A 15,898-nucleotide genomic window follows, 5' to 3' on the forward strand; every position below is an offset into this window, starting at 1 on the left:
ATATGAAAAGTAATGAATAATTGTTCGGATGTATCATTGACATGTGTTTTGGGGATTGATAAACTTTAGAGGTGTTAAAAATAGTTTATTTGGCGGAGGTGCCACACAGATGTCCTCAGTAGTCGTAGTAGGAACCCAATGGGGAGATGAAGGAAAAGGAAAGATCACTGACTTTCTTTCACAGAATGCCGAAGTTGTTGCACGTTATCAAGGCGGTAACAATGCCGGTCACACAATTAAATTCGATGATGTCACATATAAGCTTCATTTAATTCCATCCGGTATCTTCTTCTCGGATAAGAAATGTGTTTTAGGCAATGGAATGGTTATTGAGCCAAAAGCATTGGTTGAAGAATTGGAATATTTGCACGAACGTAATGTCAGCACAGATAACCTGGTTATTTCAAACCGAGCGCATGTTATTCTTCCGTATCATCTAAAACTAGATGAATTGCAAGAAGAGGCGAAAGGCGCAAACAAGATTGGAACGACTAAAAAGGGAATTGGACCAGCGTATATGGACAAAGCTGCACGTATGGGTATCCGTATTGCTGATTTGCTGGACAAAGATGCATTCCGTGAGAAATTAGAACAAAACTTGGAAGATAAAAACCGATTGTTTGAAAAAGTATATGAATGTGAGCCATTCACAGTGGAAGAGATTTTGGAAGAGTATTATGATTACGGCCAGCAGATCGCAAAGTATGTAACAGATACTTCTGTTGAACTGAACGAAGCACTTGATCAAGGCCGCCGTGTTCTCTTTGAAGGTGCACAAGGTGTCATGCTGGATATTGATCAAGGAACATATCCATTCGTTACAAGCTCCAACCCGATTGCTGGTGGTGTGACAATTGGATCTGGTGTTGGACCGACAAAAATCAATCATGTAGTTGGTGTATCGAAGGCATATACAACACGTGTTGGTGATGGCCCATTCCCAACAGAATTGCATGATGAGATTGGCGATCAAATCCGGGAAGTCGGCCGCGAATATGGTACAACTACAGGCCGTCCGCGCCGTGTCGGCTGGTTCGACAGTGTCGTAGTACGTCACGCGCAGCGCGTCAGCGGTATCACGGATCTTTCCCTTAATTCCATTGATGTACTCACAGGTATCGAGACATTGAAAATATGTGTTGCGTATCGCTACAAAGGCGAAATTATGGAACATTTCCCGGCTAGCTTGAAAGAACTGGCTGATTGCGAACCTGTGTATGAAGAACTGCCGGGCTGGACAGAAGATATTACAGGCGTTCGCAACTTGAACGAGCTGCCAGTTAACGCGCGTCATTATTTAGAGCGCATCTCACAGCTGACAGGTATTCCGCTCAGTATCTTCTCTGTCGGACCAGATCGTACACAAACAAATGAAGTTCGAAGTGTATATAGCTAAAATGAGAAATCGTCCTGCTGGGGCGATTTCTTTTTACTTCCAAATAGCCCCATAACACCCCCCTTACAAAGACATTTTCTGCGAATTGCTGTAAAATAGAAATAGTATGCACAAACTGAACTAACAGGATAAATGCAATTTCTTTCAGATAAAAATTATACGAGAAAGCGTGGGAATACGATGAACCATAAGATACTAGTGGTAGATGACGAGAAACCAATCGCTGATATATTGAAGTTTAACCTAGAAAAAGAAGGATACGAGGTAGTCTGTGCCTATGACGGTGACGAGGCAGTTGAACTCGTACAGCAGGAAAACCCAGATTTGATTTTATTGGATATTATGCTGCCAAATAAAGATGGCAATGAAGTATGCCGGGAAGTACGCAAGACGCACAATATGCCAATCATCATGCTGACAGCAAAGGATGCAGAGATTGATAAGGTACTCGGTCTTGAACTTGGTGCAGATGATTACGTAACAAAACCGTTCAGTAATCGGGAAGTGATTGCACGTGTGAAAGCGAATCTCCGCAGACAGGCACAAATTCCGGAAGAAGACAGCAAGGAAAACAAAGACATCGAGATAGGGAAACTTGTTATTCATCCCGAGGCTTACACGGTCACAAATGATGGTGTGCAAGTTGAATTAACACACCGAGAGTTTGAATTGCTTCATTACTTGGCGCGTCACAGCGGACAAGTTATGACACGTGAACACTTGTTAGAAACTGTATGGGGATACGACTATTTTGGGGATGTCCGTACAGTAGACGTAACCGTTCGCCGTCTCCGCGAGAAGATAGAAGACAATCCAAGCAGTCCGCTTTGGATAATTACAAGAAGGGGTGTAGGATATTATCTTCGCAGCCCTGAACAGGAGTAATAGCAATGAATAAAATAGGCTTCTTTCGTTCCGTGAGCCTGAAATTGGTTCTTGTCTATATTTTGCTGCTGATCATCGCGCTTTTGCTGATCGGCGTCTTTTTTACAAACAGTTTAGAGAACCAGCTTATCAAAAATACCAGAGTCTCATTGGAGTCCAACATTGAATGGCTGAATCAATCGTTAGTCCAGGAATTTGAAGAGGAAAGATCTCCTACCGATCCGACTTTAGAAGAAGATATAGCCGATTTGCTCGTCAATTACTCGGACGGGGATAATACAAAGATTCAAGTAATTGATAACCAGAGACAGCTAGTAGGTACGAGTGAACCCAGCGGGCAGGATATAATAGGTGCTCGTGTAATAGAAAATAATATTATTCAGGCCATCACCAATAATGGAATTCTCCCTTCTGGAGAGCAATCGAATATTGTTATTGATGAAGATACAGGTGATCGTACGCTTCGATATTATGATGAAATAATGAGGACAGGCAGTAATGGAGAAGAAGAATTACTCGGAATTATCTATGTGCGTAAATCAATAGAAGATGTATATACTCAGTTGAAGAGTACAAATATTATCTTCTTGCAAGCAACCTTTATCGCTTTGATATTTGCTGCCATTTTAGGAATTCTCATTGCCCGGGCAATAACGAAGCCTATCAAAGAGATGCAAAAGCAAGCACGCATCATGGCTACAGGGGACTTTTCGAAACGAGTAAATGTATATGGCGAAGATGAAATCGGACAGCTTGCTCGCACTTTTAATCATATGAACGATGAACTGCGGCAGGCACATATGCGCACAGAAGGCGAGCGCAGAAAGCTGAGCTCAGTGCTTTCCCATATGTCAGATGGTGTTATCGCAACAGACAGGAACGGAGCGATCACCTTGATGAATGCGCCAGCAGAAAGTCTGATTGGGCGCAGTGCTGAAGAAGTTCGCGGACAATTTCTAATTGAAGTTTTAAACTTGAATGAAAAAATAGTAGATATAACCGAAATACAAGAGACAGGCTCGATTATAATTGATATGAGTGATGATGATCAATATTTACTGCTGCGCTGTAATTTTTCGATTGTGCAGGATGAATATGAGCAGATTAGCGGATTCATTACTGTAATCAGTGATGTGACAGAGCAAGAACAAATTGAACAGGAGCGCCGGGAATTTGTTTCAAATGTATCTCATGAGCTCCGAACACCGCTGACAACGATGAGAAGTTATTTAGAAGCATTAACAGATGGTGCATGGAAAGATGAAGGTATCGCTCCTCACTTCCTTGATGTAACGCAACAGGAGACGGACCGAATGATACGTCTTGTTAATGACTTGCTGCAGCTTTCCCGTATGGATAGCAGTAATTATACGATGGAATGGCAGCGAATTGATTTTACGGAATTCTTCCATCATGTGATTGACCGATTTGACATGAACAAGCGTGAGGATATCCACTTTGAACGCTATTTGCCGAAGGATGAGGCAATTGTTACGGTTGACCAAGATAAGATGATGCAAGTGCTGGATAATATCATCAGTAATGCGATTAAGTATTCTCCAGATGGCGGGACAATTCGTTTCCGTCTCCGTAAGGATAGCCAGAAGCTTCTCATCAGCATTTCTGACGAAGGAATGGGAATTGCACATGAAAAACTCGATAAGATATTCGAACGTTTTTACCGAACAGACAAAGCGCGTACACGTAAACTAGGCGGTACAGGACTAGGTTTAGCGATTGCGAAAGATCTTGTTGATGCGCACCACGGAGTGATTTGGGCTGAAAGCAAGGAAGGAAGAGGTACAACTGTGCTCTTCACCATTCCGCTTAATCGGAAAAGGGGTGAGCTGCGATGAAGCTGGAAACATTTAATACAATTTTACTTGTCGTTCTTGTGGCACTTAGCTTGGTATTAACAGCTTTTGTATGGACATTCCAGTCGAGCGGTTTTGAATCAGATAATCTAATTACCGAAGAGCCGCGAACCTTAGATGGAACAGAGAAGCAGATGGCAGACTTGGTAAGACCGAGCCATGTATATATTAATGAAAACAATAACCACTTTGTCTTTGCATCAAAAGACGATAAAGAACAGACCTTTGTGAATAGATTGTCCGAATGGACGCTGACTAATCTGAAACAAAGTGAATTATCGAGTATACCGGATACGAATATAGAACTCGTGTATCCAGTTACGATCTCTTATTCGCAACTGAATACCTTATTTCAGGTAGAAGGGACAAATAGTGATACAAGCAGTCTGGAAAACGGTGTCTTTACAAGAATATACCTATCCAATAATGAAGATAACACCACGAAGCTGATCTTTCTGAATGAAAATCTGGACAACCCTCTAGAAAATGTTGTGACGGCAACCGTTGTAAACAGCGTAAGTGATGTTATAAATGATAAGGAAGATTTATTAGCAGCTGTACCATTAGCTGAAAATGAAACTAATGCTTGGAATCAGGTTTATCTGCCGCAAAGTATTCAGATAGAAAACAGAGTTGTTCGCAGCGAGACAATCTCCCGAGATGTATTTTCAGATATATATTTAGATGATCCAATCACATTAGGCGATCAATACATTGACTCCAATCGCTTGGAATCTGCCAAATTCAGCAATAACGGAAACTATGGTATTTACTATACGAATCGGACTTCTTCTACGAGAGCAGCTAGCAGAGCAGAGCAGCTGCAGGCGGCAATTCATGCGATCAATTCACATAAGGGATGGACAAATAACTTTCGCTTATATGATGTTTTAGGGAAAGGAAATTATACGTTTGAGTTCCGAATGATGATAGATGGCTACCCGGTATTTCAGCAAAATAAATTATCACTTTTGTCTATTCAAATGCAATATGGTCATCCTGAGCCTGGAAGATACGAAAGAACTCTGCTTAATATAAGCTCAACGTCAGGTCGGCCAGATGGGGAAAAAACACTGACAGTCAAGGAAGTAGAGAATTGGATTTCGGATAATAATTACATTTCCCGCGATATACAAGATGTTGCAATTGGTTACCAGTTAGAAGAGTTTGATTCCGATATTTACAAATACAAGCTATCACCATATTGGTATATAGAAGTTGATGGAAGATGGATTCAAGTAGGAGACAATGCGACAGGAGGCACAGACTGATGCAATGGAATAAAATTAAGCTGACGTTTATCCTTGCCTTCCTTGTTTTGAATGTCTATCTCGTGATTCAGCTGTTTCCGCAGGAAGAGACAGAACAAATAGGACTGGAAACAGAAACGCCCGCATCTGTACTAGAAAGCGTGAAGGGGTATTCAGAGCTTTCTGATGAGGAAACGGAAACGAATCAGCAGTACGAAGCAACAAAGATGCAATTTAAAAAAAAGGAATTGGAAGAGCTTCCCGGCAATATGAACTTTGACATCAATTCAGGCACGGAGCTTGTTGCAACCTTTGAAGAACCTGAAAGATTGCCAGTTGAGCTTCCCTTTGATAAAGATACCACACAGTCTCTTGATGCCTTAAACGGTTTTATTGAGGAATATGTGCTGCATGGAGAAGATTATACGTACTGGGGCCGACAAGGAAACAAAATGCTTTTCTTTCAAGAAACCGATAAGGGACAGACTTATTTTAGTGAGGACAGTTTGCTGATGGTAACAATTAATGAAGACTATCAAGTAACTGGATACACCCAGACATATATCGAAAACTTTAAGAAGAGTGAGAATGAGAAAGGCTGGGAAGTGAATCATTACTCAGAGAAGCAGGCAGTGAAGGCGCTGACAGCAAAGCAGTACATTGAACGCGGGGACACAATTGAGGTAGAGAAAGGCTTCTATCCAATCATTGAACTCTCATCTAAGCCGAATTATACACCTGCTTACAAAATCACTGTTAATGATACGAAGCATTATTTCTATTTGATGCTTCCGGATAACAATCCCTATATACGCCAGCAAACAGAGTCAGCGTTTATAAGCAACTTAGATCTAGAGAAAGAAACAGAGACAGAAGATACACAATAAGAGGTGAAACAGCATGACATTAAGCTTTAGCGTGCTTGCTTCAGGCAGTTCTGGTAATGCATTTTTTATCGGAACGGAAAAAGAGCGTATCCTGGTGGACGCTGGTCTAACGGGCAAGGAGCTGCAGCGTTTATTAGAGGAGACGGGAATTGACCCGGCTTCTCTCACAAAGATTCTGGTCACGCACGAACATAGTGATCATATAAAAGGATTAGGTGTGGCGGCACGGAAATTTGATTTACCGATCTATGCGAATGAAAAGACTTGGAAAGCGATGGAGAATAGCATCGGGAAAATACCATTAGATCATAAATTTGTTTTCCAAATGGAAGAAACGAAAACATTTGGTGATTTGGATGTGCAGTCCTTCGGTGTTTCCCATGATGCTGCTGAACCAATGTTTTACACATTCCATCATGAAGGAAAGAAAGTAGCCTTAGTGACAGATACCGGCTATATCTCAGAACGGGTGAAAGGCATTGTGGAGAAGGCAGATGCGTATATCTTTGAAGCAAATCATGATGTGAGCATGCTGCAGATGGGGAGTTATCCTTGGAACGTAAAGCGGAGAATATTAGGCGACTTAGGCCACGTGTCGAACGAAGATAGTGCTTTGGCGCTCACCGATTTAATTGATAACAATACGAAACGTATTTATCTTGCACATTTAAGCCGCGATAATAACATGAAGGATTTGGCTCGTCTTGCAGTAGGTAACATCTTAGAGGAACGAGGCTTTGACCTTAAAAAACATATTGAACTGCATGATACAGATCCAAAAATGCCAACACCGCTCTTCCAAGTAGTTTAAATTCCCAAAACGGTGGAAAGATAAGCTATATCAAAAGATGCAGGAACGGAGGCTCATATGGATTACTTTGATGATCAACACAAAGAACCAAAAAAGTCGAAGCGCCCCAATTGGCTGCTGCCAGCTATTTTAGGAGGTATTATTGGTGCTGGTATTGTATTGCTTGTTGCTTATGGACTTGATCAAGACAGTATGAAAATGAACAATCAATCACAGTCGCAGCAAGAGGGAACTGTACAGCAGGTTTCTGACACCAATCAAGATACTGGTTTGCAGAATGTGCGTGTTGATGTTCAATCAGGTATTACCGACATTGTTGATGAAACATCTCCAGCTGTTGTAGGTGTTGTTAATCTTCAGCAAGGAGATGCGTTGTTTTCTCAGGAAGAGAGCGCTGCAGGGAGCGGTTCTGGTGTTATATATAAAAAACGAGGCAACAAAGCTTATGTGGTGACAAATCATCATGTTGTCGAAGGGGCAACGGATGTGGATGTTGTTTTGCATAATGGCGCAGAGATTTCTGCTGAATTGCTGGGCAGTGATGTTTTTACCGACTTAGCAGTGCTGGAAATTGACGCTTCCAGAGTGGAAAAGGTAATTGACATAGGGAACTCCTCTTCCGTTAAAACAGGGGAACCAGTCATTGCTATCGGTGATCCGCTTGGTTTCTCTGGTTCCGTTACACAAGGTATTATCAGCGGTATAAATCGTACTGTTCCGCAGGATTTCAATGGAGATGGCAGATCTGATTGGCAGGCAGATGTTATGCAAACAGACGCAGCCATTAATCCTGGTAACAGCGGCGGAGCACTTATAAACATGGCAGGTCAGCTAATTGGGATCAATTCCATGAAGATTGCAGAATCATCCGTTGAAGGAATTGGATTTGCTATTCCTGTTGACTCTGCGGTGCCTGTGATGGAACAGCTCGAGCAGAATGGCCAAGTAAAACGTCCATATTTAGGTGTGGAGGCCTATTCTTTGAATGAGATTCCGGCTGGAGAACGATCAGGGCATCTAGGTTTACCGGAAGATATCGAGAATGGTGTATATATTTGGAGTCTGGTACCGTCATCTCCTGCTCAGCAAGGCGGTCTGCAAGAACTGGATGTTATAACTGAACTTGATGGCCAGGCAATTAAAGATATGACAGCTTTACGAAAGCATCTTTATGAAGAAAAGCAAATTGGAGACAAAATGAAAGTAACGTATTATCGAGATGGGCAACGCGGAGAAACGACAGTCACTTTAAGTGAACAAGAGCAGTAAAAGCAGCCATTCGTGGCTGCTTTTTTAGTTATGCACAGCTTGTGGATTTAGTGAGGATAAGATACTCTATTTGGTGGCGAACAAGTATTCTTATCACTAAATAAAGTATTGCAATTGTGTATATGTGTATAAGTGTGTGGATAATTTGTTTATAGCGTGTGGAATACTGTGTATAAAGAACTTGTCCACAAGTTGTGCACAATAAAAGTGGATAACATACTGAAAGCGGATACTTCGTAAGAATCATGGTCTATCTATTGTACAGATAGGCTTTTTCTGCTATTATGAGCAAGTGAAAATGACCAAAAATCCATATCGGTCACTCGGTATTTGTGGATAAGTATATATATGAATATGGGAGGAAAAGTTATGAATATGTTGAAACAGGAGTGGCGGCATATATGGAAAGACCGTAAAATGCTGTTGGCAATATGCGGTATTCTTGTTGTGCCGCTGCTGTATAGTGTTATTTTTCTAGCAGCAAACTGGGATCCTTACAACAATACGGATCAATTGCCTGTTGCTGTTGTCAATTTAGATAAAGGGTCAACTTTTGAAGGAAAAGAGCTCCACGTTGGATCGGATTTTGTGGATAATTTGCAGGAAAATGATAAATTCAATTGGCAATTCGTTGAAGAAAAGCAGGCGATGGATGGATTAAAGACAGAGGATTATTATATGGTTGTCAAAATCCCTGAAAATTTTTCTGCTAACGCAGCAACATTACTCGATGATAATCCGAAGCAAATGGATATTAAATATTACTCAAACCCTGGTAAGAACTATCCAGCTTCCAAAATTACGGACAGTGCGATTCAGCAATTAGAAAGAGAAGTTGCTGAACAAGTGACCGAAGAATATGCACACTCTGTATTTACTAGCTTAGCGGATGTTGCAGATGGACTAAAGCAGGCAAGTGATGGTTCGAAAGAGTTGGCGGATGGCTCAAGTGAATTAAATGAAGGCGCAAAAAACTTGAACAAAAACTTAGCCAGCTTATCAACTAGCACTGCCACTTATACGGAAAAAGTCGGAGAAGCGGATCAAGGTATGCAGGAATTAAATCAAGGTATAGGAAGTCTGACTTCTCAATATCCGGAAGTTGATGACGGCATTACAGAATTAAATAAAGGCTTACAAACTTTAAATGGTAAAAGCGGTGATCTGACAAGTGGGTCGGATCAGTTAGTGACTGGCACCAATGAGTTAACCAGCGGACTAGATAAGCTGCAGCAAGCGACAGGCCAATTGGCAGGGAAATTTCCAGAATTGAATAATGGAATAGCGGCTGCTAATGAAAAAGTGCAAACTGCCGGAGAAGCAATAAAAACAAGTCTGGATGAGCTAACTGAATTTGCACAGCAGCTGCAGACGGCGCAGGAAGAGCAGACGGCTCAACTCAATCAGCTTCAAGCTACCCTGACAAATGACGATTTATCAGCGGAAGAAAAGCAGCAGCAATTGCAAGATCAGGTGCAGGAGCTTGCTGATCGGACATCTGTTCCAGAGGTTCAACTGCCAGATGTTGATCCAGAAGCTATGCAGCAGGAACTTAAAGGAATCAATAAGCAGCTTGGTCAAATTCAAAAACTAGCAGATGGTGCTGAGCAAACACAAACTGCACTGACGGGTATCGACGAGGCTGCTGGCAAATTATATAATGGGGCAGCAAAAATTCAGTCTGGTCAGTCAGAACTCAATAGCGGCATAGGTGCTTATACAGATGGTGTTAGTCAGGCTGCAAATGGAGCACCAGCTTTAGTGAGCGGTTCCCAAGCCGTGCGTGATGCTTTAGGGCAGCTGCAATCAGGCAGTTCCAAGATCACCAATGGACTTGATCAGTTGAATACCAATGGTCCGCAGTTAGCGGAAGGTGCGAGCAAGCTGACAGATGGCTCTAAAACATTATCTGATGGAACACAAAGTGTAACGGATGGAAGCAGCGAACTGTATGACCAGCTGGCCAAAGGTGCATCGGATGCAAACATCAGTACCAGTGATAAGACAGAGACGATGTTTGCCAGCCCGACAGATGTGCAGGAGGAAAAATTAAGTACAGTGCATAGCTATGGAGAAGGTCTTGCTCCGTATATCCTTTCTATTGGGCTGTTTGTCGGAGCGCTGGTATTTACTAATATTTTTCCGCTTCGTGATCCTGCAGGCAGACCAACATCTGGTTTTTCTTGGTTCTTAAGCAAATTTAGTATTGTGTGCTTTGTAAGTATATTGCAATCGTTGTTTGCGGTTATTATGCTCGTTCACGTTGTTCATCTACAAGTACACAGCGAATGGCGTCTGCTCGTTTTTGCCATTCTCTTTAGCTTAACAAGCTTCTTGTTAATTCAGCTGCTTACTGTTGCTTTAGATAATGTCGGACGTTTCCTGGGTATCATTGTATTGCTAGTCCAAATTGGGGCTGGTGCGGGAACTTATCCGGTTGCATTACTTCCGGAATTTTTCCAAGTCATTCATAAGTTTGTACCGATGACATACGCAATCAGCGGTTTTAGGGAGATTATCTCGATTGGGGATGACTGGGGATTTCTCTGGCAGCAAGCAGGTTACTTGAGTATCTTTTCTGTGCTATTCTTAGCATTGACGATTTTAGTTTACTCAGTGCAGACACGTAAATATAAAAAAGAGACAGAGGAAGATACGGCGGTCTCCATGTAAAGAAGGGGTAGAAAACAATGATTATAGATAAAAAAGAACGGATTATAGAGGCTGCTGCGACATCATTCAGCCAATTCGGATTTAAAGCGACGACCATGGCATCAGTCGCAAAAATTGCCAAGGTAGCTAAAGGTACAATCTATACGTTCTTTGACAGTAAAGAAACATTGTTTTCTACTATTCTTGATCGAACGATGAAGAATCTTCGGCAATCGGCAGAAGCAGCCTTACAAGAAGACGCGCCATTCCATGAGAATATCCAAGCGATGCTGGATGCCATTCTAAACTTCCGGGAGAACCATCAGCTGTTAATTAAGCTGGGACAAGAAGCGAAGGAATTAGGTACAGCTGAAGTGCTGGAGATTTTGACACAAGTGGAGAGGATGATTCTCGATTACATCAAGTCAGTAATCGAGAAGGAGCAAGCGAAAGGAATTAGCGCAAAGCATGATCCTGAGCTGCTGGCATTTTTAATCTATCGAACCTACATTGCGCTTATATCAGACTGGGAGCGGCAGCATGAACCGCTGCCGAAGGAAACAATTACAGAGATAATCAAATCGCAAATACATTAAGAAACCGCTGTTCAGCAGCGGTTTTTATAATTATATTAAGTATTCAAAGCGCGGATACCTTCCAAAGCCTGCTGTACACTGGCATAAAAAGATATTTTATTTTTGCGGAAATCAGCCAGATTGACGCCTGCTTTAGCTGTGCTCGGCTCAATTCCAGTCACAATGAGCTTTGCTCCCATTACATGAAGCAGCTGCTGCAAAGTCAATATACCGTTATGCACATCATCATTTAAATTTTGGATGCCTTGGAGATCCATAATAAAAATTTCTTCATCGTGATCATAAACATGAGCAGAGATACGCTCATATATTTCTTCCCAACGCTGTGTATCTATATTACCGACAAGCGGCAGAATGCAGATATTCTCAGTAATTGGGACAAATGGCGTGGACAGCAAGCAGGCTTCCTGTTTGTAGCCTGCTGTTCTTGCTTCTTCGGACTTACGGTCGGAGACATCTTTTTGAACCCCAACAAAATATAGCTTATCTTCGCTTGGCACATAGATTGGGTATAAAGAAAGCTCGTTCCAAAACATTGTCCCGTCTTTTTGGTAATTCTCCAATTCTACGACCACAGAGCGTTCTTCCTTAATTGCTTCGCGAACTTTTGCCACTTCTGTGCTAGAAGTCTTATCTCCTTGCAGAAAGCGGCAATTCTGGCCAATGATCTCTTTCGTCGGATAGCCAGAAATCTTTTCGAATGCAGAGTTCGTATAGATAATCGGATTATCTGGCAATGCAGGATCCGTAATGACAACCCCTGCGCCTACATAATCTATGACTTGGCGGAAGAACGCATCGCTAATATTCGTAGAATAATGGATTTCTTTCTCCATAGTTTTCTTTCCTTCCTTTGTTAGAGTACACTCTATAACTTCCTCATGAGGTAGTTTCTAGACGTTTCTGTTTATTGAAAGATTATTACATTTATCATATATAAATCAGAACAATCAAACAACAATAAAGTATAGTCAGCGGCATAAAACTATTGGTAAAATAAAGGAGGTTAGAAGAATCGAAGGTGAGGATTTAGAATATGTATACTCAAGAACCTATCTTCCTGGATCCTGTTTTGCAGGAGCGAATCTGGGGAGGCAACAAATTGGCGGAGGTATTTGGATACAATCTGATATCGGAGCATACTGGAGAGGCTTGGGTAATTTCGGCACATCCAAACGGACCAAGCAAAATAAAGAACGGTGTTTTAGCTGGTAAGACGTTATTAGATGCTTGGCAGTATAATCGGGAATTGTTTGGCGAACATGGCAATGAAGATTATCCTCTGCTTGTAAAGTTACTTGATGCAAAAGCGGATTTATCCGTGCAAGTGCATCCAGATGATACATATGCGCGGAAAGTCGAGAATCAACCATACGGAAAGACAGAGTGCTGGTATATTGTTGATGCAGAGCCAGGTGCTGAGATTGTATTCGGACATCATGCGCAAACAAAAGAGCAGCTGGAGCAAATGATTGACCAAGGCGAATGGGAGCAGCTGCTGCGTCGTATTCCTGTAGAAAAGGGAGATTTTGTTTATGTTCCAAGCGGTGCTATTCATGCCATTGGTGCGGGCATCGTTATCTTAGAAACACAGCAAAGTTCCGATATTACTTATCGTGTATATGATTATGACCGAAAAGATGACCAAGGTAACACGCGTGATCTGCATCTAGATTCGGCTAAGGCTGTTTCAACTGTTCCACATGAAACAACCGATACGAGAAATCCTGCTGTTATGATAGGTGATCGCAAAGAGCAGAAGCTAGTACAAAATGAATATTTTTCCGTTTATCATTGGCAAATAACAGGCGAGTCCGAGGTAAAAACCCCTGACAGCTTCGTGCAAGTTAGCATCATTGACGGTACAGGTGAAATCATCCTGGATGGACAGTCTTTCCAGCTGCATAAAGGTGATCACTTCGTTTTGCCTGTTCACATTGATCGTTATGTTATGAAAGGCAGCATGGAAGCTATTGTTTCGCATGTATAAGGCTTAAAGTGTGAGCTTATAGAGCACAAATCAAACGAACTTCTGAAAATTCTAGTGTAGGATTCTCTGTAGTTAGGTTTGTTACTTACTAGCTTGTAATCTAATCTTTTTCGACATTTTTAGGTTATTTCCTGGGAAATACATGGGTTAATCCAGCAAAGTTTTTCCATTGCTATGCTATAATTGGGGACAGCATATTGAAGAGGAAAGGTGAACTATGAAACGTCTAGCAGCCGTGTTGTTTATCGTTAGTGCGCTATTCTTGCTTTCTGCTTGTTCGGATGATCAATCAGCCAAAGATGGCTTGAATCAGTTCGTGGACAATTGGAATGCACAGGATTTTGATAAGATGTACAGTCAGTTGACGGAAGAATCGCAACAGGATATTACCAAGGAAGAGTTTGTTAAGCGCTATACAGATATTTATGAACAAACAGGCGTCACGGATTTAAAAGTGAAAGTTGGCGAAGTCTCCGAGGAAGAAGCGAAATCTGATGCAGATACCCAGCAGCTTCCTTTATCTGTCTCTATGCAGACAGTTGCTGGAGAAGTAGCTTTTGATAAGGATGCAGAGCTTGTGAAAGTGGACGGAGAAGATGGGGCAGCTTGGAAAATAAACTGGGACCCATCTTATATCTTTGCGCAGTTGAACGGAGAAGAAAGTGTGCGGATATCATCTATTGAACCGGAACGGGGCCGTATTCTTGATGTGAACGGAGAAGAGCTGGCATTTAATGCAACTGTACCATCCATCGGACTTATTCCAGGTCAGCTCGAAGGTGACGGCAAGACAAAAGATGAGACATTGAATCAAGTAGCTGAGATTCTCGAGATGGATCGGGAAGAAATTGATTCGCTATTAGAACAGAGCTGGGTGACGGATGAGGTAAATGTTCCAATCAAGACGTTGCGCCCAGATCAGCGTGATCTCGCGAAAAAAGTTACCACATTGCCTGGTGTACAAAGTACAGAAACAACTTCCAGGTTCTATCCGCTTGGGGAAGCTGCAGCACACTTGACTGGATATGTGAAGAAAGTGGATGCAGAATTCTTGGAGAAAGACGATAATGCTTCCAATTATAGTTCGACTTCTTATCTCGGCTCGACTGGATTAGAATCAGTCTTTGAGGATAAACTTCGCGGTAAAATCGGTTGGAAGATTTATACGGACTCCAGTGAAGAACAAGAAATCATTGCGGAAACCGAAGTTCAAAATGGAGAAGATGTTGAGACAACAATTGATAGTAATACACAAAAAGAGATCTATAACCAGCTGAAGGAAGATAGCGGGGCATCTGCAGCAATAGATCCGAAAACAGGAGCAACATTAGCGTTAGTAAGTACACCATCTTATGATCCGAATAACTTCATCTTCGGCTGGGATGCAGAGGAATATGAGAAGCTGTCTAATGATGAAAACAGCCCATTTACAGCGAAATTTAATAAAACATACGCACCTGGTTCTACCATCAAGCCGCTAACAGCAGCGGTTGGATTAGAGAATGGCGTTATTTCACCAGATGAAGCGAAACATATTGAAGGAAAAACATGGAACAATGATGGCAAATTCGGTGACTACAGTGTTACGCGTGTATCGAGTAGTTTGACTGATGTGGACTTGGAAAATGCCCTGATTACTTCCGATAATATTTATTTTGCTATGACAGCGGTGGATACTGGAGCAGAGAACTTCCAAAAAGGTCTGGAGTCGTTCGGATTTGATGAGGAATTGGACTACGCATTCCCGACAAAAGCATCATCTGTTTCAAATGATGGTCTAAACAGTGAAACATTGCTGGCGGACTCAGGATATGGTCAGGGCCAAGTGCTCATGTCTCCGCTGCATTTAGCCGCAGCTTATACACCATTCTTAAATGATGGGGATCTGATTAAACCTACATTGCAGAAAACAAAAGCAGCTGAACCAACAGTGTGGCATGAGGATGTTTTGCCGGCTGATGGAGCAAATGCAATTACGGAAGGTCTTCGCGGTGTCGTAGAAGATGAACGCGGATCAGCACATCAGCCTGTAGTTGGCGGTTTAACGATTGCAGGTAAGACTGGCACAGCTGAGCTGAAGCAAAGCAAAGATGATGAAAACGGAAAAGAAAATGGCTGGTTTGTAGCATATGATTATGACAAGCAAGATATGTTAATCAGTATGATGATAGAAGATGTCAAAGGTAAGGGCGGCAGTCATTACACAGTTGAAAAAGTGAAGAATATATTCAAGTAAGAAGAAGCGTGCGGTACGCCGCATGCTTTTTTCTATGACTTGGAAAATGAGC

The 15,898-nt window shown here is 42.0% G+C and carries 12 protein-coding genes; 11 read left to right on the forward strand and 1 reads right to left on the reverse strand.

The window, feature by feature from the left end; genetic code table 11:
* The first annotated feature begins 109 nt into the window (after positions 1–109).
* The 9 genes from CRO17_RS00345 (at position 110) to CRO17_RS00385 (ending at position 11,620) form a co-directional block, all read left to right on the forward strand.
* On the forward strand, positions 110–1,396 hold the full coding sequence (locus CRO17_RS00345) for an adenylosuccinate synthase (protein WP_097038188.1): 1,287 nt from the start codon (positions 110–112) through the stop codon (positions 1,394–1,396).
* 180 nt (positions 1,397–1,576) lie between these two features.
* Entirely contained in the window at positions 1,577–2,281 is a 705-nt protein-coding gene (yycF, locus tag CRO17_RS00350; protein WP_097039984.1) for a response regulator YycF, read from the forward strand.
* Between the two features lie 5 nt (positions 2,282–2,286).
* Complete coding sequence (walK, locus tag CRO17_RS00355; protein ID WP_097038190.1) at positions 2,287–4,137, forward strand: cell wall metabolism sensor histidine kinase WalK; 1,851 nt, start codon at positions 2,287–2,289, stop codon at positions 4,135–4,137.
* Entirely contained in the window at positions 4,134–5,426 is a 1,293-nt protein-coding gene (gene yycH / locus CRO17_RS00360; protein ID WP_097038192.1) for a two-component system activity regulator YycH, read from the forward strand. The genes walK and yycH overlap by 4 nt, the downstream gene beginning before the upstream one ends.
* Positions 5,426–6,292, forward strand: a complete 867-nt coding sequence (locus CRO17_RS00365; RefSeq protein ID WP_179636740.1) for a two-component system regulatory protein YycI — start codon at positions 5,426–5,428, stop codon at positions 6,290–6,292. Before yycH ends, CRO17_RS00365 begins: the two co-directional genes overlap by 1 nt.
* A gap of 13 nt (positions 6,293–6,305) precedes the next feature.
* Complete coding sequence (locus tag CRO17_RS00370) at positions 6,306–7,103, forward strand: MBL fold metallo-hydrolase (protein WP_097038195.1); 798 nt, start codon at positions 6,306–6,308, stop codon at positions 7,101–7,103.
* 57 nt (positions 7,104–7,160) lie between these two features.
* A complete protein-coding gene (locus tag CRO17_RS00375) occupies positions 7,161–8,372 on the forward strand; it encodes a S1C family serine protease (protein WP_097038197.1) in 1,212 nt (403 codons plus the stop codon).
* Between the two features lie 369 nt (positions 8,373–8,741).
* Positions 8,742–11,045, forward strand: a complete 2,304-nt coding sequence (locus CRO17_RS00380; protein ID WP_179636742.1) for a YhgE/Pip domain-containing protein — start codon at positions 8,742–8,744, stop codon at positions 11,043–11,045.
* Between the two features lie 17 nt (positions 11,046–11,062).
* Positions 11,063–11,620 (forward strand): TetR/AcrR family transcriptional regulator, encoded by a 558-nt coding sequence (locus CRO17_RS00385; RefSeq protein ID WP_097038201.1) that lies wholly within the window; start codon positions 11,063–11,065, stop codon positions 11,618–11,620.
* A gap of 35 nt (positions 11,621–11,655) precedes the next feature.
* Here the strand turns inward: CRO17_RS00385 and ytvA are convergent, their stop codons facing one another.
* A complete protein-coding gene (gene ytvA / locus CRO17_RS00390; protein ID WP_097038203.1) occupies positions 11,656–12,456 on the reverse strand; it encodes a YtvA family blue-light photoreceptor in 801 nt (266 codons plus the stop codon).
* 200 nt (positions 12,457–12,656) lie between these two features.
* Between ytvA and manA the strand changes: the two genes are divergently transcribed.
* Positions 12,657–13,610, forward strand: coding sequence for a mannose-6-phosphate isomerase, class I (manA, locus tag CRO17_RS00395; RefSeq protein WP_097038205.1), 954 nt, complete (start codon positions 12,657–12,659; stop codon positions 13,608–13,610).
* Between the two features lie 217 nt (positions 13,611–13,827).
* Positions 13,828–15,846: a penicillin-binding transpeptidase domain-containing protein gene (locus CRO17_RS00400; protein WP_097038208.1), complete on the forward strand. Its 2,019-nt coding sequence runs from the start codon at positions 13,828–13,830 to the stop codon at positions 15,844–15,846.
* The last annotated feature ends 52 nt before the right edge of the window (positions 15,847–15,898 follow it).

It is taken from the genome of Terribacillus aidingensis (assembly GCF_900215625.1).
Taxonomy (GTDB): Bacteria; Bacillota; Bacilli; order Bacillales; family Amphibacillaceae; genus Terribacillus; species Terribacillus aidingensis.

Coding starts and splice junctions, on each gene's coding strand:
- CRO17_RS00385 (WP_097038201.1), top strand. CDS start 11,063: ATGATTATAGATAAAAAAGAACGGATTATAGAGGCTGCTGCGACATCA.
- CRO17_RS00380 (WP_179636742.1), top strand. CDS start 8,742: ATGAATATGTTGAAACAGGAGTGGCGGCATATATGGAAAGACCGTAAA.
- CRO17_RS00375 (WP_097038197.1), top strand. CDS start 7,161: ATGGATTACTTTGATGATCAACACAAAGAACCAAAAAAGTCGAAGCGC.
- CRO17_RS00370 (WP_097038195.1), top strand. CDS start 6,306: ATGACATTAAGCTTTAGCGTGCTTGCTTCAGGCAGTTCTGGTAATGCA.
- ytvA (WP_097038203.1), bottom strand. CDS start 12,456: ATGGAGAAAGAAATCCATTATTCTACGAATATTAGCGATGCGTTCTTC.
- walK (WP_097038190.1), top strand. CDS start 2,287: ATGAATAAAATAGGCTTCTTTCGTTCCGTGAGCCTGAAATTGGTTCTT.
- manA (WP_097038205.1), top strand. CDS start 12,657: ATGTATACTCAAGAACCTATCTTCCTGGATCCTGTTTTGCAGGAGCGA.
- yycH (WP_097038192.1), top strand. CDS start 4,134: ATGAAGCTGGAAACATTTAATACAATTTTACTTGTCGTTCTTGTGGCA.
- yycF (WP_097039984.1), top strand. CDS start 1,577: ATGAACCATAAGATACTAGTGGTAGATGACGAGAAACCAATCGCTGAT.
- CRO17_RS00400 (WP_097038208.1), top strand. CDS start 13,828: ATGAAACGTCTAGCAGCCGTGTTGTTTATCGTTAGTGCGCTATTCTTG.
- CRO17_RS00345 (WP_097038188.1), top strand. CDS start 110: ATGTCCTCAGTAGTCGTAGTAGGAACCCAATGGGGAGATGAAGGAAAA.
- CRO17_RS00365 (WP_179636740.1), top strand. CDS start 5,426: ATGCAATGGAATAAAATTAAGCTGACGTTTATCCTTGCCTTCCTTGTT.